This window comes from Peribacillus sp. NPDC058002 (genome assembly GCF_042886655.1).
GTDB classification, from domain to species: Bacteria; Bacillota; Bacilli; order Bacillales; family DSM-1321; genus Peribacillus; species Peribacillus aracenensis.
The window spans coordinates 1-24,789 of the sequence record NZ_JBHVQU010000057.1; the positions used below are offsets into that span (position 1 = coordinate 1).

The 24,789-nt window shown below is 41.5% G+C and carries 22 protein-coding genes; 3 read left to right on the forward strand and 19 right to left on the reverse strand.

Translation table 11 applies throughout. The annotated features are described in order from the left end of the window. Window positions 1–385: 385 nt before the first annotated feature. The 15 genes from ACFVSH_RS12420 to ACFVSH_RS12490 all read right to left on the reverse strand — a co-directional run bounded on the left by ACFVSH_RS12420 (window position 386) and on the right by ACFVSH_RS12490 (window position 16,774). Complete coding sequence (locus ACFVSH_RS12420) at window positions 386–1,450, reverse strand: sulfate/molybdate ABC transporter ATP-binding protein (protein ID WP_387596085.1); 1,065 nt, start codon at window positions 1,448–1,450, stop codon at window positions 386–388. Window positions 1,451–1,460: 10 nt separating this feature from the next. Next, window positions 1,461–2,345 carry a sulfate ABC transporter permease subunit CysW gene (gene cysW / locus ACFVSH_RS12425; RefSeq protein ID WP_387706126.1) on the reverse strand — a complete coding sequence of 295 codons (885 nt, stop codon included), beginning with the start codon at window positions 2,343–2,345 and terminating at the stop codon, window positions 1,461–1,463. An 11-nt stretch (window positions 2,346–2,356) separates the two neighbouring features. Further along, on the reverse strand, window positions 2,357–3,196 hold the full coding sequence (gene cysT, locus ACFVSH_RS12430) for a sulfate ABC transporter permease subunit CysT (protein WP_387596088.1): 840 nt from the start codon (window positions 3,194–3,196) through the stop codon (window positions 2,357–2,359). Window positions 3,197–3,265: 69 nt separating this feature from the next. After that, a complete protein-coding gene (locus ACFVSH_RS12435; protein ID WP_387706128.1) occupies window positions 3,266–4,297 on the reverse strand; it encodes a sulfate ABC transporter substrate-binding protein in 1,032 nt (343 codons plus the stop codon). A gap of 247 nt (window positions 4,298–4,544) precedes the next feature. Further along, a complete protein-coding gene (gene nadD / locus ACFVSH_RS12440; RefSeq protein ID WP_387706130.1) occupies window positions 4,545–5,198 on the reverse strand; it encodes a nicotinate (nicotinamide) nucleotide adenylyltransferase in 654 nt (217 codons plus the stop codon). 447 nt (window positions 5,199–5,645) lie between these two features. After that, window positions 5,646–6,491, reverse strand: coding sequence for a tryptophan 2,3-dioxygenase (gene kynA, locus ACFVSH_RS12445; protein ID WP_387596100.1), 846 nt, complete (start codon window positions 6,489–6,491; stop codon window positions 5,646–5,648). Window positions 6,492–6,508: 17 nt separating this feature from the next. Beyond that, on the reverse strand, window positions 6,509–7,858 hold the full coding sequence (locus ACFVSH_RS12450; RefSeq protein WP_387706132.1) for an amino acid permease: 1,350 nt from the start codon (window positions 7,856–7,858) through the stop codon (window positions 6,509–6,511). Between the two features lie 48 nt (window positions 7,859–7,906). After that, a complete protein-coding gene (locus ACFVSH_RS12455) occupies window positions 7,907–8,113 on the reverse strand; it encodes a hypothetical protein (RefSeq protein ID WP_387706134.1) in 207 nt (68 codons plus the stop codon). Beyond that, a complete protein-coding gene (locus ACFVSH_RS12460) occupies window positions 8,110–9,627 on the reverse strand; it encodes a carboxylesterase/lipase family protein (RefSeq protein WP_387706136.1) in 1,518 nt (505 codons plus the stop codon). The genes ACFVSH_RS12455 and ACFVSH_RS12460 overlap by 4 nt, the downstream gene beginning before the upstream one ends. Before the next feature lie 223 nt (window positions 9,628–9,850). Next, entirely contained in the window at window positions 9,851–10,264 is a 414-nt protein-coding gene (locus ACFVSH_RS12465; RefSeq protein WP_192203773.1) for a MerR family transcriptional regulator, read from the reverse strand. A gap of 84 nt (window positions 10,265–10,348) precedes the next feature. After that, window positions 10,349–11,989, reverse strand: a complete 1,641-nt coding sequence (locus tag ACFVSH_RS12470; protein ID WP_387597142.1) for a SulP family inorganic anion transporter — start codon at window positions 11,987–11,989, stop codon at window positions 10,349–10,351. Window positions 11,990–12,539: 550 nt separating this feature from the next. Then, the gene (locus ACFVSH_RS12475) at window positions 12,540–13,949 is read right to left on the reverse strand and encodes a glycoside hydrolase family 1 protein (protein WP_387706138.1); all 1,410 of its coding nucleotides are present in this window, start codon (window positions 13,947–13,949) and stop codon (window positions 12,540–12,542) included. 278 nt (window positions 13,950–14,227) lie between these two features. Further along, the gene (locus ACFVSH_RS12480; protein WP_387596114.1) at window positions 14,228–15,349 is read right to left on the reverse strand and encodes an NADH-dependent flavin oxidoreductase; all 1,122 of its coding nucleotides are present in this window, start codon (window positions 15,347–15,349) and stop codon (window positions 14,228–14,230) included. A 20-nt stretch (window positions 15,350–15,369) separates the two neighbouring features. Beyond that, entirely contained in the window at window positions 15,370–15,678 is a 309-nt protein-coding gene (locus tag ACFVSH_RS12485; protein WP_387596116.1) for an iron-sulfur cluster assembly accessory protein, read from the reverse strand. Window positions 15,679–15,787: 109 nt separating this feature from the next. Beyond that, complete coding sequence (locus tag ACFVSH_RS12490; protein WP_387706140.1) at window positions 15,788–16,774, reverse strand: Gfo/Idh/MocA family protein; 987 nt, start codon at window positions 16,772–16,774, stop codon at window positions 15,788–15,790. A gap of 205 nt (window positions 16,775–16,979) precedes the next feature. On the opposite strand from ACFVSH_RS12490, the gene ACFVSH_RS12495 reads away from it, so the two are divergent. Then, window positions 16,980–17,765: an SDR family oxidoreductase gene (locus ACFVSH_RS12495; protein ID WP_387706142.1), complete on the forward strand. Its 786-nt coding sequence runs from the start codon at window positions 16,980–16,982 to the stop codon at window positions 17,763–17,765. Between the two features lie 63 nt (window positions 17,766–17,828). Here the strand turns inward: ACFVSH_RS12495 and ACFVSH_RS12500 are convergent, their stop codons facing one another. After that, window positions 17,829–19,049, reverse strand: a complete 1,221-nt coding sequence (locus ACFVSH_RS12500; protein WP_387597144.1) for a multidrug effflux MFS transporter — start codon at window positions 19,047–19,049, stop codon at window positions 17,829–17,831. 439 nt (window positions 19,050–19,488) lie between these two features. Continuing rightward, a complete protein-coding gene (locus tag ACFVSH_RS12505; RefSeq protein WP_387596125.1) occupies window positions 19,489–20,466 on the reverse strand; it encodes a 2-hydroxyacid dehydrogenase in 978 nt (325 codons plus the stop codon). A 325-nt stretch (window positions 20,467–20,791) separates the two neighbouring features. Here ACFVSH_RS12505 and ACFVSH_RS12510 point away from each other — a divergent pair, with 325 nt between their 5' ends. Then, entirely contained in the window at window positions 20,792–21,757 is a 966-nt protein-coding gene (locus ACFVSH_RS12510) for an MBL fold metallo-hydrolase (protein ID WP_387596128.1), read from the forward strand. Window positions 21,758–21,998: 241 nt separating this feature from the next. After that, a complete protein-coding gene (locus tag ACFVSH_RS12515; RefSeq protein WP_387706144.1) occupies window positions 21,999–23,195 on the forward strand; it encodes a M14 family zinc carboxypeptidase in 1,197 nt (398 codons plus the stop codon). Window positions 23,196–23,350: 155 nt separating this feature from the next. On the opposite strand, the gene ACFVSH_RS12520 is transcribed toward ACFVSH_RS12515, so the two are convergent. Continuing rightward, window positions 23,351–24,322: a TRM11 family SAM-dependent methyltransferase gene (locus tag ACFVSH_RS12520; protein ID WP_387706146.1), complete on the reverse strand. Its 972-nt coding sequence runs from the start codon at window positions 24,320–24,322 to the stop codon at window positions 23,351–23,353. Between the two features lie 146 nt (window positions 24,323–24,468). After that, window positions 24,469–24,729 (reverse strand): CotH kinase family protein, encoded by a 261-nt coding sequence (locus ACFVSH_RS12525; RefSeq protein WP_387706148.1) that lies wholly within the window; start codon window positions 24,727–24,729, stop codon window positions 24,469–24,471. Between the last annotated feature and the right edge of the window lie 60 nt (window positions 24,730–24,789).

Below are 24,789 nucleotides of genomic sequence, written 5' to 3' on the forward strand. Positions count from 1 at the left end.
ATATTAAAACATTTCTTAAACTCTACTATGTTTTCATCTAAGTCGTAGTATATCATCAGATTTTGTCAAATGCGTAATAACAATATTACAATTATATTTCAATTTTAACATTAAACATTAAAATTCGACTTTTTCTCGTGATATAACATCCAATATCTTACATAACACTCTTCTTATTTTGATGCAAGACTTTTTATCTAGTCTATGGCACTATGTGACCATAGACTATTGACGGGTAAAAACTCTCCATTTCCGATTGCAAGGAAGCCCTTTTATAACAGTTTGCAGCTTATTTACCTTTACGGGAAGTCCCTCCTGTCAGCATCCTTAAAAAAACTAAAAAAAACCGCTCTTAGCGGTTTTCCCGTCAATATTCGACCCATTCTTAAATCCCAGCCATAAAGTCGACAAAAACTCTCAATTCTTTTGGACGGACATATACCCTTTCCCCTTTGCTTATTCCCAGATTCAAATATTGTTCTTTCGTCAGTTCGATTTCCAGCGGTTCGTTTGTATCCTGACGAATGACTTCTATCCGGACGATGGGGCCAATCGTATGGATATGGTCAATGATGGATGCGATCGAGTCCTTTTCCGATGGTTCTCTTTCTATGATAAAGTTATGATTCCTTACATAACCAGTGCCCATTCCATCTTCAATGTCCGGGGCATTCATTTCCACATTCCCAGTTACCAATTTTCCTTTATGGACGTTGCCCTTTAATAGATTGACACTGCCGAGGAAATCATAAACAAAAGGATTTTCAGGGTGATCATATACTTCTTCCGGAGTTCCAATCTGTTCAATTTTCCCTTCATTCATGATTACCACCCGATCGGCAACATCCATCGCCTCTTCTTGATCATGCGTCACGAACACACTCGTAACATTGAATTCGTCGTGAAGTCTTCTTAGCCAACGCCTAAGTTCTTTGCGAACCTTGGCATCCAATGCCCCGAATGGTTCATCAAGCAAAAGGATATTCGGCTCAACCGCAAGTGCCCTTGCCAATGCGACACGCTGCCGCTGGCCGCCAGATAATTGGGATGGATAACGATCTTTATATCCTTCCAACTTTACAAGCTGAAGCAATTCAGTGACTTTTTGTTCAATATCTTTTTTACTTGGCCTTATTTTTCTAGGGCGGACCTTTAATCCATAGGCAATGTTATCAAAAATCGTCATATTTCGAAAAAGGGCGTAATGCTGAAAGACGAATCCCACATTTCGATCTTTTACATGTTTATGCGTATAATTCTCTTCATTGAAGAGGATCCTTCCGTTCTCTGCTTGTTCAAGACCGGCGATGATACGCAGTAATGACGTTTTCCCCGATCCGGAAGGTCCAAGGAGGGCTACGAGTTCACCGCTCTTTATTTCCAAATTGATGTTTTGGAGTGCTTGATAGGACCCGTAATATTTTGTAACATTATCAATGATGATACTCATTTCATTCCTCCTAACTCGCTTTGGTTGATTTAAAGTCGGTTTTCCATTCTATGAAACCTTTAATGATCAAGGTCATGATTGCAAAGATGGACATCAGGGATGCAACGGCAAATGCAGCCGAAAATTGATATTCATTGTATAAGATTTCAATATGAAGCGGCATCGTATTGGTCATGCCCCGTATATGGCCCGATACGACCGATACAGCCCCAAACTCTCCGATTGTCCTTGCATTGCAAAGGATGACTCCATATAGAAGTCCCCATTTTATATTGGGAAGCGTCACATACCAAAATGTCTTAAACCCTCCAGCACCCAGCGTGAGTGAAGCCTCTTCTTCAGACGTCCCCTGACTTTGCATGAGCGGGATCAATTCGCGTGCAATGAATGGGAAGGTGATGAAAATGGAAGCGATGACAATCCCCGGTACTGAAAATATCACTTTAATGTCAAAGGATTGCAACAGCGGACCAAATGTTCCATGTAAGCCAAACAGAAGAACAAAAATCAACCCAGCAATGACGGGTGAAACGGAAAAAGGCAAATCTATCAGTGTTATTAAGAAGTTTTTTCCCTTGAAATCATATTTTGTTATGGTCCACGCAGCCACAATCCCGAATATGGCATTAAGTGGCAAGGTGATGAGGACAACGATCAATGTTAACTTAATCGCAGCCAAGGAATCAGGATGGGCAATGGCCGCAAAATAGGCTTCTGCACCTTTTTCAAAAGCCTTTACAAAGATTGCGATTAATGGGACAACTAAAAACAAAGTCAAAAATAGCAATACAATTGAAATAAGGACCCATTGTATCGATTTAGGCTCTTTTGTTGCGTTTCTCGTAATGCTGACTGGGTGCTTCGTTTCAGCAACCACTGAATTACCATGTTCCATCATATTTCCTCCTACTTCCCTGAATACCTTTTGCCGGTCCACCATTGCAAGATATTGATGGTGAACAAAATTATAAATGTAATCATGAGCATGACGGCCGCAATAGCTGTTGCCCCTTCATAATCATATTGTTCAAGCTTTGTCATGATGATCAGCGGGGAAATCTCCGTTTTAAACGGCATATTTCCGGCAATGAAGACTACGGACCCATACTCTCCAAGTGCTCTCGCAAACGAAAGTGCAAAACCAGTCAATATCGCTGGAATCAATTCCGGGAAGATGATTTTAGTGAATGTCTGCATTCGATTTGCCCCTAAAGAAGCAGACGCTTCTTCCATCCCTTTTTCGATATTTTCAAGCACCGGTTGAACCATCCGCACCACGAATGGAAGGCCGATAAATATTAGGGCGATGATGATTCCGGCAGGAGTGAAAGCGATTTTAAAGCCGAAAAATTGCCCAATCCATCCGTTCGGTGAGTACAGGGTGGTCAAAGTAATTCCTGCCACGGCAGTCGGGAGGGCAAAAGGCAAATCCACCAGTCCATCGATGATCCGTTTGCCGGGAAACTCATAACGAGTAAGCACCCAGGCAATTAACACACCAAAAACTGCGTTCACAAAGGCCGCAGTTAACGCTGTCAGGAAACTCAATTTATAAGAAGCAACAACCCTCGGCTCAGTTATGGTCGCCCAAAAGTCCTGAAGCCCCATTGAAAATGTGTTTAGAAAAACCATGGATAACGGAATCAAAACGATGATGGAAAGATAGAGTAACGTAAAACCCATCGTCAATCCAAAACCGGGTATGGTCCTCTTTTTCGTCTGTTTACCTTCTGTCACTATATTCATAGCTTCGCCTCAGCTCTTTTTCCGATTTATGAAGGAGAAGGGATAAAGCCATCTTCTCCTTCATGCTTATTACTGTTGATAAATCTCGTCAAATGTACCGCCATCATTAAAATGTGTTTCTTGGGCCTTTTTCCAGCCGCCAAACGTATCTTCAACAGTCACCATATCGATTTTTGCAAATTGGGCTTCGTATTCAGCCAGAACCTTCTCATCCCTTGGACGATAGAAGTTTTTCGCGGCAATTTCCTGACCGACATCCGTATATAGGTATTCCAGGTAAGCTTCAGCCACTTCCTTTGTTCCTTTTTTCTCGACCACTTCATCGACAACAGCTACCGGTGGCTCTGCTAATATACTGATGGAAGGATTGACGATTTCATATTTGTCATCACCGAATTCTTCCAGTGTTAAATAGGCTTCATTCTCCCAAGCGATAAGTACGTCACCAATACCCCTTTCTACAAAAGTCGTGGTTGCACCGCGGGCCCCTGAATCCAGGACTTCAACGTTCTGATAAAGCTTTTTCATGAAATCCTTCACTTTTGTTTCGTCCTTATCGAAATTCTTCTCCGCATAAGCCCAGGCAGCCAGGTAATTCCACCTTGCCCCTCCGCTTGTCTTTGGATTTGGTGTAATGACGGATACATCCTTTTTAATAAGATCATCCCAATCTTTAATGCCTTTAGGGTTATCTTTTTTCACCAAAAACACAATCGTTGATGTGTATGGTGTCGAGTTTTCCGGTAAACGTTTTTGCCAATCCTTTGCTAATAGGTTACTCGCTTCATAAATGGCATCAATATCATAGGCCAATGCCAATGTAACGACATCCGCCTCCAATCCATCAATAACGGCCCTGCCCTGTTTACCAGATCCGCCATGTGATTGTTGAATCGTTACATCCTGACCGGATTCTTCTTTCCAGTGCTTCACGAACGCTTCATTGAATTCCTGGTACAGTTCCCGTGTCGGATCATATGACACATTCAGTAGCTCGACTGACCTTGATGACCCGTCCCCTTCCGTTTTTTCCGAGTTGCATCCTGCAAGTACACCGAAGGCTAAAATCAAACTTGTCAATAATACCATAAATTTTTTCATGGAATCCCCCCTGTTTTTTGCAACAAAAAAAGCACACTACTTCCCTTTTTATTTTTGGAGATAGTATGCCTTCAGTTCTCTGATCAGCAAATATTCTGAATTTATTTATATTAACATAAAACAAAGTATACCAAGTTGTCAACTGCGTTTTACAAATAAACATGTACTTTTATTTTAATACAAACTTCTCAAACGAAAAGGGCTCGATCCAACGGGGAGATCGAGCCCTTTAATACCTGGCCAACACTTATGAATTTGATGCTTTTTGATACAGCTTATTGTCCACGATATACTGATAACACTGATCAGGCAGTAAATATCTTGGCTCCCCGCCCATCGCGAATTCATCCCTTATATATGTAGAACTGATTTCCATGGAAAGACCTTTATCTATAAGGTGAAATGTATTGCCATCATCATAATTTCTTAGCAATGGACTTTTGGATATAATTTTCAACATATCGATCCCATTCCGTGCCATGACGATGAATTTATGATTGGCAATTAATTTTTCCCTGAATTTCCATCGTAAGTGTACCGGTAACTCTTGATTATCAATATCTTCAAGTAAATCTGCACCCATTATGAAATAAACTTCGTCATTTGGAAATCGTGCTTTAAAATATTCCATCGTGTACCAAGTATATTGTTTACTCGTTCCGGCGCGTTCATTGATTTCATAATCACTAACTTCGAACAGCGGGTTGCCCCCTATTGCCAAATTCAGCATTTCCCAACGGTGTTCATTGCTCGTTTTCATCTGTTTATCGATACGGCCATTTGCGCAAGGTAAAAAAATCACCTTGTCTAGCTTTGCACGATGCGAAATGGTCGATGCTGTCCATAAATGCACATTCGTGACCGGATCGAAGGAAGATCCATAAACTCCAATTTTGCCCATCCTTATCTCTCCCCATCTGCCTTTCCTTTTCACAGCGGCCCTGACCGGACTCGCTTCCCCTCATGCAACCGGCAATGCGGCCAAGTCGTACAGTCCAGGCTCCAGTCCGTCAAGGACCAACCCTTCCATTGACCTCTTGTCAGCAACTGCCGGCCCCCTCTATGCCTTCAAAATCTTTCATGCCAATGCTTCAGCTGCATCTACCACAGTAGCAGTGCCAATATACAGGATTTCTTTCCATTTCCATCAAAATGAAAGGGGGCATCCATTTGAGTTCCTAATGGGTACTCATCCGGATTTACCCTACATTGACAGTTGACCCTTCAGCCATTGATGAATTCAGCCGATATGAATATTGCGTATCTCCTGGTCAATATAGCGTATTTTCATTCAGGCGCTTTAAAATATCTAACCATTGATTCATGTATTTCTCCCGCAAGTCCAAGCTTACAGTTTGGTCCTTAATGTCCAAAGCTCAGGAAAAAATGGCTGTTCGACCACTTTCTTCAGATAACTTACACCGGACGATCCGCCAGTTCCCTTTTTATTACCGATGATCCGTTCGACGGTGCTCATATGATTGAATCTCCAGAACTGTTGTTGACTTCCAATATCAACAAGCTTTTCGGCCAATTCATACAAATCCCAATATTTATGCACATCACGGTAAACTGTCAGCCACGCGTTTTCAACACTTGCATTTCCCTGATAAATTACAGACCAATCCCTGTTGCGGACCGATTGATCAATGGGAAGCCCTCTTGCAGCCAAAGCCCCTATAGCCGCATCATAAATACTAGGTTTATTCAAGGCTGCCATCATCGACTCATAAAGCTCGGGCTTGTGACGGAAAACAGCCAATATTTGCGAATTCTTTTGACCCATTGCAAATTCTATCAACCTGTTCTGATATGATTGGAACCCTGAAGAGTTTCCTAGTTTCTCCCGGAATTCCATATAATCGGATGGCGTCAAGGTCGAAAGTACATTCCAGGATTGAACAAGTTGCTGTTGGATCCTGGCCACTCGGGATAGCATCTTAAAGGAAGGCTCCAAACATCCTGCCTCAATAAGGGCTGTTGCTGCAGTCAATTCATGGAGGATCAATTTCATCCATAATTCACTTGTTTGGTGAATGATGATGAACAACATTTCATCGTGATGACCGGAAAGCCGATGCTGACTTGATAATATTTGATTTAAATGCAGGTAGTCCCCATAGGACATATCTTTTTCAAAATCAGTTACCATACTTTCTTCCGAACGGTGTTCATCTCTTGGACCCTTATCCATACTATCCCTCTTTCCCTTTACATTCTTTTGATTTTCGACATCAATACATAAACAATGCAAAGAAAGATCAGCCATGGTACACCGAACTGGAGTACAATTTTAAACGGGCCAGTGAACCAGGTGGATACCGTCAAAGCAAACAAAAGAAATGCACCAAGTAGAGTTAGATATGGAAATCCATACATTTTAACCGGTAATTTGCGTCCCCCCGATTTCTCCCACCTCTTCCTGAAAAATAAGTGGGAAATGAACACCATGAACCAGGTAAAAATGGCTCCGAACATCGATATGCCCATCATGAATGCATATGAAGTATCAGGAAGCAGGACCTTTACTCCTGCAGCAAGAAATATGCCCAAAGTGGATATGAGGAGGGCTCTTACCGGGACTCCTTTATTGCTCACTTTTTGAAATAAGGCTGGAGCCTGCTTCTGCTCGGATAATGAAAATATCATTCTGGTGGAGGCATATAATTGACTGTTCATTGCAGATATTGCAGCGGTTAAAATAATGAAATTCATGATCCCCGATGCACCGGGAACATTCAGGATTTCCATTACCCTAACAAATGGGCTTTTATCAATACCGGCCGATTGCCAAGGTACAATCATTAACATGATCCCGATTGTCAGTACATAAAAAGTGGCAAGCCTGAAGACAGTTGCCTTCAAAGCTTTAGGGACGGCAATATCCGGATCCTTCGCTTCCCCCGCCGTCACCGCAATCAACTCAGTTCCTAAAAAGCTGAAGAGAGAAATGAATATGGCGACCCAGAGCCCCCAAAAACCGAAAGGCATAAAACCGCCATCATTGGCATAGTTCTCTACACCGATCCCGCTTGACGGTTCGGCGCCAAACACCACGTAGGCGCCCAGTAGTATGAATATGACAATGGCGCTGATTTTGATCATGGAAAATACATACTCAAAATTCCCGAATGTATTGACACTCGTCGCATTTACATAGATTAGCAGTGCAGCAAAAAGGAAAATCCAAACGCTCCCAGGTACATCCGGGAACCAATATTTCATATAAACAGCGATGGCACTCACCTCGACACCGATGGCAAGGACATTAGCTATCCAATATGAATATCTCACAACAAAACCCGCAAATGGACTTATATATTTTTCAGCAATGGTCCCAAAGGATCCCGATGTTGGGTGGGCTACAGTCATTTCCGCCAAACAGCCCATCAGCAGAAGGACAATGAATGCACCAATTGCATAGCTGATAAGTACACTTGGACCTGCCGTAGAAATCGCAAGACCGCTCCCCAAAAATAATCCGGTGCCAATTGCACACCCCATGGCAATCATTGTGATTTGACTCGATGATAATTCACGATGCAATTTATTTTTCTCCATATGTTGCTCCCATTCCAGGCAATGATTCCCCTTTTGTTTTCATAGTTTTCATATAATCTGCCGGGCTAGGACCCAGCCGTCTATTCCATACCTTTTCCAATCTTCCAATGACAACTCATCCATGGATTCAAATAGAACCCTTCTCTGTAAGAAACTAATGGATCTTCCTGATCCAAAATTCCCGCATAATCTTTCGTTGACATAATTGTTGATATCCAAGTTCTCCCCGCTTTCTTCCCATCCACTATTTTTCACTTGTAAATCCCCACCCCTTCCCATGCCAACCTTATCATCCTGTCAGGGTCTTTTTCAATATAATCCTTTTTATCAAAAATCATGGTGTAGTGGTTGGTTTCATCATATTTCGGCCAAATTTCACCTTCCGGGGGATTTGGGTTTCCATGTTTCGCAAAGTTAACCCAATGGCCCTGCATTCTGTGGGAAACCTTTAGGGCAGCTGACCTTGAACCAAATGAAGTGATCCGTTTCCCAAATGCCGAGTCGAAAGTCTGGAAGGCAAAAGGGATTTCCATACCATGCGTCGCCCCTAATTTACTTATGCACATTGCCGCCGTTTTATAATCAAAACGGTACATCCAAGTTTTTTTTTCAAAGCGGCTGTATGCCTCCGCATACCAAACCGAGGGAATATGGAAGGTCGCATCACGGCCAATGCCAAGCACAGCTTTCTTTTCTGGGTAGTTTATATAAGCATTCGTAATTCGCTCTTTCGCCTCAGGGTCTGTATTTTCGAACATTTTATGAATCATTGCCGCATTAGTCGGGATCAAAGGGGGATCCATCTGTTCGAATAATGTCGCTTCGTCCCTATTTGTTCCTATAAGCAAGGGTATTCCCTTTGCTTTTCCGGATCGAATCGAATCTAGTGGATAATCGGGCAGGAAGGCACCATCTACGACAGGTCCAAAGGATAGTGAGCCCGGCATGGCTTGTGAGTTTTCCCGCAAGAGTTGGTAGGAGGCCGCGACAATCTGTTGAACTGGAAGTGTTTTTAACCGATGGATTTCATTCTTTCCAATGCCCAATATCTCAAGGAACCGTTCACTGAATTGGCGCGCAAATCCTTTTCCGTAAACAGATGTTGGAGCGGGACTTTCTGCAATGGCCTGTTTAAAAAGACCTCTCGCTGATGGAACAGTAAGTAAAGTGGTAACCGCATTGCCTCCAGCTGATTCACCAAATATCGTAACATTATCAGGGTCGCCGCCAAACGCTTCTATATTATCTTTAACCCATTTAAGAGACGCAACTTGATCACGTAAACCTAAATTGGTTTCAAATATTTCCCTATCACCTGCCAACTCGGTAAAGTCCAGATACCCCAGTGCCCCCAGCCTATAGTTAATGCTTACTACGACTACATCTCCATTTTTAGCCAGTAAATGTCCATTGTACATATCAAGGGATCCAGCTCCCGTTATATATGCTCCTCCAGGAATCCAGACCATGACCGGGCGTTTTTTATCATCAGCTCTAGGTGACCAAATATTCAGGAACAAACAATCTTCATCCATTTTTTCATTTCCGGCCATTCCTGTTCTTACCGCCCGATCCATCGGCTGCGGGGGAATGGTACCAAAATCCACTGCATCGATGACACCGCTCCACTTATCAACTGGCTCCGGTGAGCGGAAACGCAGTGCCTCGACCGGCGCTTTAGCATACCTGACTCCACGCCAAACGCATATATCGTTTTCCATAGTACCTTGAAGATGTCCTTTTACCGTCGTAACTATTGATCCAATCATTCCCTTTCACCTCATCATATAGTAGTAGATATTTAAGTTCTTCTTTTTCCATTCCCTTATATCCTTCATCTTTATCGAAAAAAGATTTATAGAGTCAGTTAAGCAAAAATAAGTACCGCTATCGTATAAAGCTCAGGTTATGAGTTTGGATATAGACTTTCAAATCACCAGTTCAACAAAAAAAGACCCAATCAGGTCTTTTTTGTTGAACTCGGCAATTAGCTTAAGTGAGCATGGCAATGATGCTCAATAAAGAGCTGCCCCGAACGGAAAGCTGTTGTGCAGCATATGTTAATTGCTGTTCATCGAGCTGTTCCAGTAACGGCTTTAATTCAAGCAATTCATTCTCCAGTCCTTTAAGATCTGTAGATATCTTGTCCACCATCAAGAGGACTTGCTCGGACTCAACTGTGGTTTCAGACAAGACTTGTAACCGTTCCTTGATTTCAGTCAACGGCATATTCTGTTCCTTATACCGATTAATCATTTGAAGACGATTTAAAGCATCTTCTGTGTAATATCGATATCTTGACCCAGTTTTTTCATAGTTCAGCATTCCTAATTGTGTGTAATAGTCAATGGTTCTTCGCGAAACATTCGCAAGTTCAGCAAGCTGGCCAATCCGATATACATTCACCCAGATAGTCACCTTCTTTTAAAATCTACTGTTAACGATACTATAACATAACTATCCTAAAAGGTGACTTCGAGGATGAATCTATTAGACTACTTTATCCGAATTGCCCTTCAACTGCTTCTTGGCAAAATACAGGGCCTCTTCTTTCGATTTAAAAAAGTGCTGTTTTTCTATCTTATGATACAAACCTGTACTGAGTAACAATTCCTTTGGTTGCTGCTGGATTCCGGAAATGATTAATTTCCCCTTATATTTACCGATGCGATTAACAATCGCCAATAGCGCAGCCTCTGCTGAAGTGTCCATATATGTTACCCGGCGCATGCTTAATACCAACACTTTCGTCTTATTATCCAAGTTCTCCAATATCGATGACTCCAGGACGTCTATCGAACCAAAGAAGAGAGGGCCTTCCAAGTTATACACATTGATTTTTGACTCCGAATTATCAATTGGAACAATCTCAGTAATCTCATGACTTCTTTCCCTAACCTTTAACGTGTGGCTCATTTTTGCAATGAAGGTGATGAATGCAATCAATAAGCCGATTCCCACTCCCATGATTAAATCAGTGAAGACAGTTACGAGGAAGGTGACCAGCAAAACCGCAGAATCTGTCGTCTTCGTTTTCAATACATGAGCGAATTCCTTTCTTTCACTCATATTCCAGGCAACAAACATCAATATGGGAGCCATGCTAGCCAAAGGTATATGTGCTGCATATGGAGAAAGCACCAGCAAAACCAGTAAAACGACAATACCGTGAATGACTCCGGACATCGGGGAGACTGCCCCGCTTTTAATATTGGTAGCTGTCCTGGCAATAGCACCTGTTGCAGGTATCCCGCCGAAGAATGGGGTTGCGATGTTCGCAATTCCTTGCCCAACCAATTCCTTATTGCTATCATGCTTGGTTCCCCCCATGTTATCGGCCACGGTAGCGGATAACAATGACTCGACACCGCCCAACAAAGCAATTGTAAACGCAACGGGAAGGAGTGTGATAATGACTTCCACTGAAAGCTCCGGCACTTGGAATTCCGGAAAACCTTTCGGAATCGCTCCATACGTGGAACCAATCGTGGCCACCTTATCGGGAAATAAAAAGTAGGCTGCCATTGTTGATAGCAGCAGGCCCAGAAGCGGTCCCGGCACTCGGGGCAGGAGTCTAGGTGCCAGCAGTATGACGACAAAACATATAATCGCAACAAACACACTATATATATTGATCGTGTCTGCTTTAATCACCAGTTCCTTCATGTTATCCATGAACGCTTCATGTTTTTCCACTTTCATGCCAAAGAAGTTGGCAATTTGCCCTGAAAAGATTATTATCGCAATTCCTGTTGTAAATCCAATAATGACTGGACGGGGAATGAACTTCATCAAATTGCCCAACTTAAGAAGACCCATCAAGACCAATATCATCCCCGCTAAAAACCCGGCAATAAGCAGACTTTCATACCCATATTGCATGACGATTCCAAATAATAAAGGAACAAACGCCCCGGTTGGTCCTCCAATTTGATACTTGGAGCCACCCAAAATCGATATGAGGATTCCAGCGATGATTGTCGTATATAACCCATATATTGGTTCGACGCCTGAAGCAATTGCAAAAGCCAATCCTAAAGGAATGGCTACAACACCTACAACCAATCCTGCCGTTACGTCCTTTTGAAAACCCTTCATATTATACCCTTGAAATCTAGAATCTTTTATCATCCTTTTCAAACTCACATCCTTAGTCGTTTTTTTAAATATGAATCTACCATCATCAGGAAAAATGACATTCTTTCATTCTTGAGGAAATTACTTGATTGAAATGAATCTAACTATTGTAGGTTGTTTCAACGGGACAAACCATGCGGGGGACTTTTCAAAACTAAGAAATAATCGTCATATGTAATCTCCTTTGTTAAGTTATTTGACATGGTCTCGACCACGCTTCAACATTATACAGTAAAACGTTAAACTGTACATTGTTAGTAATATTAACATTTGTTTACAATTTTTTTGTCTTTTTACATTTCCATTACAATCCGGGACCATACTTCCAGTCTGGTTAATTTGAAGCTGGAGATTCAGACTACGAATCAGGAGGTTTGAACTTTGGACTAATTCCCCATGCCGGAAACCTTGATTACAATAGAAAAAGCATGTTTTGAGAAAGATTGCTCAAAACATGCCCTATAAACCTAATTTTGTTTTTCGTCTCAGGCTCTATATATACACAAAAACCTTTTGATTAAAATCAAGAAGTTTTCTTTTTAGTTTACAGCTCTTCTCCTCTCGTCTCGATAATATGCTTATACCAATGAAACGACAGCTTCTTTTTCCGGTTTAACTGATCATGATGATCCACGTAAATAAATCCGTATTGCTTCTTATACCCGTTTAACCAACTTAATAGATCAATGACAGACCATGCGTAATATCCTTTTAAATGGATGCCTTCTTTGATTGCACGTTTAATCACTTTTAAGTGTTCCTCAATATATTTAATACGGGGAACATCCACTATTTCACCATCGATAATCGGATCCTCATCACCAAGTCCGTTCTCTGTAACATACATTTTAATTTCACCATAACGTTCTTTTAACATATGCAGCCCATCTAAAAATCCTTGAGGTGAGATTTCCCAGCCCCATTTTGTATATGTTTTATCATCCATTTTTATGGTCCGATAAAAGCCATCAAAAGACGGGTTCCCTGGAGCTAGAGTAGATGTTTCTCTTGAATGCTCCATGTTTGAAACAGCTTCCCGATTTTTTTCCACTCGAATGGGCTGGTAATAATTGAGTCCAATAAAATCATTTTTCCCCGCATTTCTTTTTAGCGTATCCAATTCTTCTTCGGTCCAACTTGGAGTCCAGCCTTTTTCCTTTAATTGCTCAACCACATAAGCTGGATATTCACCTTTTAAAATAGGGTCATAATACCAAAAAGTTTCATATTCATTGGCATGCCGAGCAGCCAATACATTCTCATGTTTGTCATTTATACTGTAAGCAGGCAGGAAAACATGGGTAATCCCAATTTCACCGTAATGATTCAGTGACTTGTATACCTCTACCGCTTTTGCATGTGCATAAAAAACATAATGTGTCGCTTGAAAGTATTTATTTTCATCGTTTTGGATTCCAGGCGGGTGCGCTCCTTTTAAATAGCCCAGACCGCAAAACATAACCGTTTCATTAAACGTGATCCAATGTTTGATGCGGTCTCCGAAAGCGCGAAAGCAAATTTCCGCATACTTGATGAATGCTTCAGCTGTTCGCTTATTCGTCCATCCCCCATCTTGTTCAAGCGTCAAAGGCAAATCCCAATGATACAGCGTAACAAATGGAACAATCCCATATTTTAAGCATTCATCAATGACATTATTATAAAATTCCACGCCTTTTTCGTTTACTTCCCCGTCACCTGTCGGCAAAATACGTGCCCATGAAATGGAAAACCGGTACGATTCAAGTCCCATTTCTGCCATTAATTTAATATCCTCTTTGTAACGATGATAATGGCCTATCGCTACATCCCCGTTTGTACCTTCAAATGTTTTCCCTGGAATCTTTGAAAAGACATCCCAATTCGTTATACCTTTTCCATCTTCATCCCATGCTCCTTCTATTTGAAAAGAAGCAGAAGCTGCTCCGAATAAAAAATCGTGTGGAAATTTCATTACAACCCCTCCGTTTTCATACCAACTTATGAAATTGATGATAATACATTTTATTTATAGGTACAAATATTAATATGATTATATTACTTTCATTCATATTTGCCTACATAAACTTTGCATAAAAGATAGTATCCACTATGAAGAATGAATAAATCCAGAATCAATCTCACTTTTGGCAAAGGACCAATGACTTACATCTGTTGTTAGTTTCATATGTACACATACAAAACCCGTCCTCCTTTGGAGGACGGGTAACATATTATTCAAGACATTAACAATCACTCCACAACCGGGAGCCAACCTTTTATCCCAATCAACTTTTCCCAAAGCGGATCTGGAATGACCAGTTCATCCTGATCTTTTTTGGAGAGGGTAGTCCGTATTTCCGCTTCTTTTCCAGACCTGATTTTTTCAATCCAATGCGGTTCCATGAGAAGCTCACGCCCAAGGGCGATAAAAGGGACACCCGTTTCCATAGCTTCTGCTACTTCATCAGGTGTATGCAGTGATCCTACACCGACCACAGGGATACGATTACCTACTTTATCGTAAATTTTAACGATGCGTGACTTTGTCCTATCACTCTCACGGAATGAGCCATTCCAGAAGTGACCTACCGATATATGTAGATAATCCAGGTTTTGATTGGCTAGTCTGTCAACGAGTTGGATCGTATCATCTAAAGTGATTCCAGGGTTGCTGCCTTCTTCAGGAGAAAGGCGGTAGCCGATGATAAACGGCTTTCTCGCATGCCCAGCAACCGTTTTCTCGACTTCATTCACAATGGTAAGCGGGAAAATCAATCGTTGTCCCAGTGTCCCGCCCCAGTTATCCGTACGACGGTTCGAGTGTGGCGAGAAGAATTGTTGAAGCAAGTACGTATTGGCACCATGGATTTCCACACCATCAAATCCTGCTTCGATGGCCCTTCTTGTTGCTTCGCTAAATGCCTTAATAACCTCTTGTATTTCGTCTTCACTCATTTCCCGCGGTACAGGTGCTTCATCGTTTGAAGCAATGCCACTTGCAGAAACAGGTTGGTTATCAGGCAATAAATCCGGCGGACTTTGCCGGCCTCCATGATATATTTGCAGAATCGCTTTTGACCCGTTGGACTGGATCGTTTCGGCTAGTTTTCTCAAGGATGGGATAAAGGAATCGTCATCTGCACTAAGCTGGCCTGGGAATCCCTTTCCTCCAGCAGATACATAGGCACATGCCGTGACCACCGCTCCTACACCAGCCGAGCGCTCAGCGTAATAGGCCAGTTCATCATCGGTTACAAAGCCTTGATCATCCGAAGAATAAGTGGTCATAGGAGCCATCATGATACGATTTTTCACTTCTACCCCTGATGGAAATTTATATGGTTGAAAGATCTTTTCGTATTTTTGATTCATGCAATCCTCCCCCTTTACTCTTAGTGGTGATGATGTCCGTGCGGTTCTTTAGAAGGGTTCGTGATTTCAAAGCCTTCTTCAGGTACATAAAAATATTTTATCCAGACACCATCCAGAAATTCTTCACGTGAATCCAGTAAAATATCGATATCTTTATCTGTTTTGACGATTTCATCATGTTCTGCCGGTGTATCTAGTTTCATGTCATAATGGGCATGATCGCCATGCATATGGGTGATATATACACGAATCATTTTCCCTTTCGCTTCTTCAGTGTTCAGCATTTTTTGTAAGACCTTAGCTGCATTACGATTAATTTTGCATTTCATGTCCATTCCCCCAACAATAAAATAATCCCTGTATTAAATTCTACCCAATTACGGGTTATCAGTAACATCCATTTTTCCCCTTCCTTATTGGCCATGTCCACTCATATGCTTATAAGCGGTCTGAAGGAAAGACGATTCCGATTTGCTTTCTTGCTTCATCCATGATTTCCATAGTCAATAGTGAATTCGCATACGAATTTATATCGGACTCCATTTTCCTCTGCTGTATCAATTCAACAAACTCTTTCGCTTCATAATACATGGTAGGCATATCCTGTTTTACCGAAATATTTTCATTTGTTCCATCCCGATACTTAATATCCACCGCTTGCGGTCCTGATATTTTCTGAATGATGATGCTTCCATGTTCACCTTGAATTTCCGAAGGCAAATTGGATTCAGTAATCTTGGAGAACATGACGACTGCCTCCATCTCATCATAGGAAAGCAGGATTGTACCCTGCCCGTCGACTCCTGATTCAAGCATCGTTCCTGATGCATGTACCTTATTTGGTTTACCGAACAGAACAACAAGCGGATAGAGTACGTAAATACCAAGATCCATTAAAGAGCCACTGGAGAATTCAGGATTGAATGCATTCAGCACAGTGCCTTGTTTATACGAATCATATCGAGATGAATATTGGCAAAAGCTTCCCGAGAAACGCCGTACTTTCCCGATTTTATCCAGATTCCCCTTTATGCTTTCGAAATTCGGCATGATGGTCGATTTCATCGCTTCCATCAATAGCACATCATTTTGTTTTGCAGCCTCAATCATTTTCCTTACTTCTGCAGCATTTGAAGCCATTGGTTTTTCACATAATACATGTTTTTTATTTTGTAAAAACAACACGGCTTGCCTGCAATGATGAGAATTAGGGCTTGCTATGTATACAGCGTCGATTTCATTGCTGGCGGCCATTGCTTCTAAATTCGTAAAAGTCGTATGTACTCCGTATTTATTGGCAAATTCCTTGGCTTTCTCTTCTGTACGTGAGTACACGGCGGTTAACGATAAATCCTCTACATGCTTTGCAGCCTCCAAAAATCGTTCCGTGATCCAATTTGTACCTATTACCCCAAATCTTATCAAATTCCTATCCCCTTTCAAGCTAACTTGAATATGTCCTCAATATACAGACATTTCACTGAAAAACAAAGTATAATGAACACTCGCAACTGTTTAAATTGGATTTTTTAGGTAATGTTCGTTTATAATTTTTCTATAATGCCACTGCCATGATGTTTCTACATACTCCCTAACGGGAAAGCAAAATGAAAAGGAGCGTGTGAAGTTTATGACAGAATTAATGAAAAACAAAGTTGCCATCATTACCGGTGGAGGGTCGGGAATTGGCCGGGGTGCCGCACTGAAACTAGCTGAAAACGGCGCGAACATCATCTTTTTTGACCGTACAGTCGAAAATGCGGAAAAAGTGAAGGACGAAGTGGAAAACCTTGGTCGAAAGGCATTAGTCATTAAAACGGATGTTTCCAAGGCTGAGCAAGTTGAACATTCCTACAAGAAGGCCCATGAACAGTTTGGGAAAATTGATTTTGTATTTGCAAACGCAGGCATTAACGGAGTGATTGCCCCTATAGAAGATATAAAGCCAGAAGATTGGGATCAGACACATGCCATCAACCTCAAAGGCACCTTTCTCACCATTAAATACGCCATTCCCTACATGAAGGAAACGGGTGGCAGCATCGTAATCAACAGCTCCATCAATGGAAACCGATATTTCAAGAATTTTGGTTTTTCCGCTTATAGTTCATCCAAAGCTGGTCAAGTCGCTTTTGGGAAAATGGCTGCACTCGAATTGGCAAGATATAAAATCAGGGTAAATACCATTTGTCCCGGCTCCATCGATACGAACATTCACGATAACACATTCCCGGAAGATGAAAGCTTAAAAAAAATCAGGATTCCCATTGAATATCCGCAAGGCTCTCAGCCCCTGGCGAAAAAAGCGGGGAGTACCGAACAAGCTGGTGATCTCATATTGTTTCTAGCATCGGACATGTCTTCCCATATTACGGGCACGGAAGTTTATATCGATGGAGCAGAATCGCTATTATGATTCATACTTACGCCCCTAAAGGAAAAAGCTGAAATCCACATCAAGGATTTCAGCTTTTCCTAATTAAACTCGCCTTAACCCACGACGGGCAAGGATTAAATAAGCGAACATGGCGATGACATGACAGCTTACCATCACAATTCCCATAGGCAAGGGTGACTCACCTGAGCCTAGTCCCACCAAGGGAGCCATTAGTGATCCTAATATAAAAGGAAGCAGGCCAATTAAAGCCGAAGCACTGCCTGCTGTTTTTTTCTGATTTTGCATCGCTAAAGAAAAACTCGTCGTACCGACAATACCGACGCTGGAGACGGAGAGGAATAAAGCGACCAAGATTCCTGCCAACCCAATTTCGAGAAGGACTGAGGCAAGTAGTAATATTCCTCCAAACAATGCTAGACATAATCCCATTTGAAGCAGTTTTTCCTCTTTAACCTTCCCGGCAAGCTTCCCGGCAACTTGTGAAGCGATGATGATCCCAATTCCGTTTATTGCAAAAATCAAACTGAAGGTCTGTGGAGAAACGCCATAAATGTTCTGGAGAACAAAAGGCGATCCGGAAATATAAGCGAACATGGCGGCACTTATGAATCCTTGTGAAAAAGCATAGCCCATAAACACACGATCTCTCAATAAGTTCCCAAATGTCCTGATAGTATCTTTTACCCCACCTGCACTTCTGAGATTAAACGTTAAAGTTTCCTTTATCCCAAAAAATGCAGCTGCAACCATAATGATACTTAATACTGAAATGACAACGAAGACTCCCCGCCAAGACGTGAAATGCAAAAGCTGACCGCCAAAAACCGGAGCCAATATCGGAGCCGCCCCATTCACCAGCATTAACATGGAGAAGAACTTGGTCAAATCCGATCCTGAAAAAAGATCGCGAACTATCGCCCTTGAAATGACAATGCCCCCCGCTCCAGCAATACCTTGGATAAAACGTAATAATAAAAGCAATTCAATGGTTGGAGCAAAGGCGCATAACAGAGAGGATATGCAATAAATGGATAAAGATATGATTAACGGTGTCCGTCTTCCTTTTGCATCACTTAGCGGCCCTAAATAAATTTGGCCTAAAGCCAATCCTAACAAACAGGCCGTCAAGCTCAGCTGCGCTAAAGACGTACTGCTTTTCAGATCCTCCGCCAGTGTGGGAAGACCCGGTAAATACATATCAAGTGACAGTGGCCCAATCGCTGCAAAAGACCCCAGCATAAGAGCCATCAACAGCCTTTTGGATTTAGTCATTTCGTTGCCTGATGATATCGTTTCCTTCATTTCAATCATTATTACCCCTATCCCTTTCAACTAATTGTTTTTCCTTAATAAAACTCGACTTTCTTTATTTTACAAAAGATCCGAACAATTTACGATAAGTATGCATCCCCTAGAATTGGATTCTTCCCTCGAGAATTCAATTAAGTAATGTTCAAAACTCAGAAATCTTCCAAAAAGGAAAAATCTTAAATCAGGAAATATATTTGAGGATGCTACTATCCAAAGTAAGGCTATAAAAGGTCCAATCAATTCCCCATAAAAAATGACCCCATTTTGGAGTCATTTCAAACTCTAGACAAACTCGAAGAAAAGCCAGTTTGCATTTCTGAAATCCGCTCCCTTTCCGCCGACCGTTCCCAAGCCTCATCAAAGCGAGCGCCTGGGGGTCTCGGCTAGCCAGTCATTCGGGATGAGGGCATTCCGAATCCCATATTCAGAGTCATTTTGATTTATTCAACAATACTAAATTACGCGGAGTATCACCAGATAATCCATCCATCAAGTTTTGTACGGCAAGAGCTGCCATCTTCAATCTTGTGGCAATGCTGGCACTCCCAATATGCGGCAGTGTAACGACATTGGGCAATGTTAGCAGCGGGTGATCCACAGGGACTGGCTCTTCTTCGAATACATCCAATCCAGCCGCCCAAATCTCTCGGTTTTCCAGCGCCTGGTATAAGGCCTTTTCATCGATAATCCCGCCTCTTGCTGTATTAATGAGCACAGCCGTCCCTTTCATTAATTCAAGCTGCTCCTTGCCAATCATATAAGTGGTTTCCGGTGTGAGCGGCAGCATGACACAAACGAAATCCGATATTTGGAGCAATTTTTCAAGGGACTGATATTCGATTCCTAATTCTTTTTCCTGTTCATATTTACGGCTTCGATTAAAATAAACCAAGTTCATTTCAAATCCCTTAGCTCTTTTTGCAAGGGCTTCCCCAATCCTACCCAAACCGATTATACCAAGCGTTGCACCGTGTACATCTTGTCCGGTCAGCTGCATCGGCGACCATGTTTCCCACTTTCCACTCCTTAAATAATCTTCTGCCTCCATCATCCTTCTTGCCGTTGCAAGCAGCAAGCCGAAGGTTAAATCAGCTGTCGTTTCCGTTAAAACCCCCGGTGTGTTCGTGACCATGATGCCCCGTTTTGTTGCACTTCGAACATCAATATTATTATGGCCCACTGCCATATTCGCGATGATTTTCAGGTTAGGCGCCCGTTGAATCAGTGACTCATCGATTTGTTCCGTCAATAAACAAAGCAGCCCATCGACTTCTTTCATTTCTCCTTCAAGGACCTCTCTAGGGACCGGTATATCCTCTTGATCCCACATCCTGACATTATATGTCCGACTAAGACCTTCGATGATTTGTTCCGGCAATTTCCTTGTAATATAAATTTTTGGCTTCAAACCATAACCTCCTATATCGTTTCATTCCATTAACGCATTCTTGCACCATTTTTCACCTTCAGTTTTCGTCACTCAACAATTAATTATAGAATATTGGCTAAATTACTAGCTTGTTTATTCAATTTTAAAATAAACTAGATAAATAGACCATCTATTTCCAATCATTCTACTATTAATTTTCCCGTTTACAAGGAGGCTTCCGCTTGACAGTTTCAATTCATTCAACTAATCATAGAATAATAACCCTTTAAATCTATTCTGTCATTAGTAATACAACAATTTTCCAGATGAAGTTTATCTCGATTTAGGAGGATATGGGACGTTCATGAAAACGAAAACAACATTTAATATTTATCCAATCATAGCTCCAAGCGCTTTATCTTTAAAAAGTATAAACTTTTATTTAGTTAAGCAGGATGAATCTTTAACATTAGTCGATGCAGGCATGAATGATGACGTCTGCTGGAATGCCCTTCAGCAAACATTAAACGAAAATGGATTTACCGTTGGAGATATTACGGGAATTTTATTAACCCATCACCATGGAGACCATGTTGGCTTGGTCAATCGGATTACCGAACTCCATCCGATTCCCGTTTATGCCCATTCTAAATCCATCCCCCGTTTAAAAAGGGACCCTGACTTCTTAAGTATGAGAATTGAATTCTATAAGCAGCTTTACATTGAGATGGGCTGTGGTGAACTTGGAGATAAACAAGTGGCTTACCTATTCAACGCGGTCGATAATAATAAAGATCAAAAACTGAATGGTGACATCATCGCAATCACGGAAAAACAATGGCTGAATTTTGAAGTGATCGAATTTCCCGGGCATGCACCGGATCAAATTGCTTTCCTTGACCAGGAAGGGAAACGGCTTCTTGCCGGTGATTTATTGATTGAACATATATCAAGCAATGCCTTGATCGAACCTGATGAAAACGGTAATAGAATGCTGACTCTTGTAGATCATATCGATTCATTAAAACGATGTTTGGCATTACAGGTGAATCTTCTCTTTCCTGGTCATGGAAACATCATTGAACAACCTGGTCATTTGATTGAAAAAAGGCTCAACAGCATAGAGAGAAAATCACAAAAAATCCTTAGCTTGATAGAATCCGGAATTTCTACCGGCAATGAACTGGCAAAGGAGTTTTACAAACAAAAATATATTGCGGAATTCCCGCTCGTCATGTCAGAAATCATTGGCCACTTGGATTATTTGGAATATCAGGGGAAGGTCACGAAACAACTCGTTGAAAATGTAGTTCATTATCAAGCTAAATGACATCAAGAAACGCGGGAATTGATATTATCCCCACTAAGTGGAAAATGTAAAAGGCTACTGGCAATCCGTAGATGATACACTCACACTTGGAGGGGATTTTACTATTTCCAAAAAGTAAATCACATTGAAGCTGAAATACATAGGTCTATTTGAGCGTTTTAATTAATCGAACAGGAAAAGGAAGAGAAAGTGAAGAATTACTTTTCTGAATATTAAATATTTTCAGAATAGGGGAATGAATGTGAAAAGGAAATTTTTAAAGGTTTTAAGTTCAACAGTTGTAGCCGCAGCATTACTTGGCCCAAATGTCAGCTTAGCTGAACGAGGATCAAATCCGACAGGTGGAACGAATCTCTCCACCGAAGCATTCCTTAATTATGACGAACTTGTAAAAAAATTAAATCAACTTGAGCAAGTGAGTGCAGGGAAAGTCAAAGTAGAAGTCGCTGGACAAACAAATCAGGGTCGTTCCATTCAAAAAGTGACTGTCGGTCATGGTGACAAAGTCGTTCTTATTCAAAGTGAAATTCATGGAAATGAAAAAACAGGAACTGTTGCGTTATTGAACATTCTTGAAAACCTTGGTCAAAGTAACTCACCTGAGGTAAAGAAAGTGCTTGATGAACTAACAATTGTTGCTATTCCAATGATGAACGTAGACGGCTCAGAGCTTGATCGTCGTGGAAATGAGATGACATGGTCTGAGGTTGTAGGGAAATTCCCCCAACTTTCTAATGTGAAACCTACTTGGAACTATTACACTACTCCCAGATCAGGCGACGACTATGCTAGCAAACCGGGATTTGATGTTAATCGTGACTTTAATCCTAACCTGAACTATGTACCGAAGCCTCAAGACTTCCCGGGGGCATCTGAAAAGCCGGGCTGGTTTATTACACCTGAAGCGCAAACGGTACGTGACACATATAAAGGGTTAAAGTCGAAATTCGGGAAAGTGGATGTTTTTATCGATCTTCATCATCAAGGGTTCCCATATATCGAAGGAACTGATGAGCGTGTGACCATGTCAATATCAGGAAAATTCGTTCCTAACCCAAGTACTCCCGAAGGGGCTAAATATGCAGAGTATGCAGATAATTTTAAATATGATTTCTCCCGTCAGTTGACACTTACTGCGTATAACGCACTACAAGCAAAAGGGAATTCAGTGTTTACAAATATTTCACTATACGATCAATCAATTGACCTGCCAGGAACTGCTTTAGGGACTTTTGCTTTAAACGGAAGTGGGACGGTTCTATTTGAAGTTAGTGGTCAAACACAAAACTTTGGGCAAAAAAAGAAAGGCCAGCTCGTAAAAACGGTTGAAACAGGGCTAATGGGTATTATCAATGGTGTAACAGATGGATCGGTTCATAATCTTAATCCATCAGACTATGAAAATATTCCTGAAAGTTCATCTACACCGGGAATTTAGTCAAGTTTAAAACTTAATTTTAAAGGGGGCTTGCCCGCCATCCGGCACCGGTTGAATATCGGGGTCAGATGGCAGCATAGCCTTTTTTAGTTGTCAACTTGACAGGGTAAGTCCATATCCATTCAAAGATTTCTGCCTTTTCTTGATGATGGAACCTACACACACACTACAACCTCTCTGGAAAAAACGCCTTTCCTGGCCACACAGCGATCAGCAATTTCAAATCCTGCTTCTTCAATCATATGATCCATCGTGTCGATCGTTACGACGACGACCTTGTCAGCAAAGCTTCTGGCATGTTTAAGGATCGATAGCTGATCTTCTGGCGTCGCATGTGTATATAAATTGTAAGGCATATCGATAATCGCTACATCATATTTACTGGTGACCTCCGAAATCGGACCTGTAGTTACATCACCTTCGAGGCCGAAATTGGCAATATTCTCCCTGGAACCGTCGGTAACAAGCGGGTTGATATCCCGGCCATCAATATTGATCCCCATCGATAGGGCTTCTACCAATACCGTTCCAATTCCGCAGCATGGATCAATTGCCTTCACTCCATCCGGATGTGGAACGGCTATGTTAGCAATGGCCCTTGCCACTCTTGTGCTAAGCGCTGTCGAATATTCCCGGGGCTTCTTCATATGTTTTAACCAAACCGCTTCAGGCTTGACATACTTCCCAAAATACCAACGTCCGCCAAGGGTCACGATTCCAAAGACCTGATCAGGATTGCGCACATCGGCATCCCCCTGAATATGCCAGCCTATCTCCCTTTCAATTTCACGCTGTCCATCATAATCTATTTTTGCGTCTTTATTCAAATCATTAATTTTTACGAATAATACTTTGAATGTCGAATCAGGCAAATGAATACCTTTCACTTGCTCAACGATTTCGGATATGCTTCCCCCTTCAAACATGACGTCGACCCGCCCTTTTATAAAAGGGCTCCTGCTCGGTTCAATTGCTATATCACTTTTCAAAATATTCCCTGAAGTCTCAAAGCCAAAGAACGAGCGCATCTCCATTTTAGATAATGAGCGTTCGTCAGGGCTGCATGTAAACGTGTATATATATGCCGGTTTGCGGCTATGATTAGTCAATCCATTCCCATCCTTCATTACTTTAGATTATATCTTTCTATCAAACATAGCTGTAATGGTATAGAAAAGCAAATGGAATCGCATGTAAAAAAGCATGAATGCTTTTCTTTCAACACTCATGCCGGTAAATTTATCATTGTTCCTTCACTATAAGAAAGGAATTATTAATCCAATTTATGCAGCCGGCTACTTATATACTTTGCACGGGCCTCAATGAATTCCAGGATGAATTGGGGCTCATTATCAAATTTCACAATATTCCCCTTGATATATGGATCTTTTGAAAAATAAGGTCTTATTTGATCATGCATTTCCTGAATGATAGGTTTCATATAGTCCACGTTAAAATGATTGTTCAAAATCTCCTTAAGAAGTTCTTGGTACCGGACACGAAATCCTCTTACATCAAGGATTCTAGCAGTCAATGTATTGAATCACTCGAGTCCCACATAATCCTCTTCCATCACTATCCCGTTAACATCCCT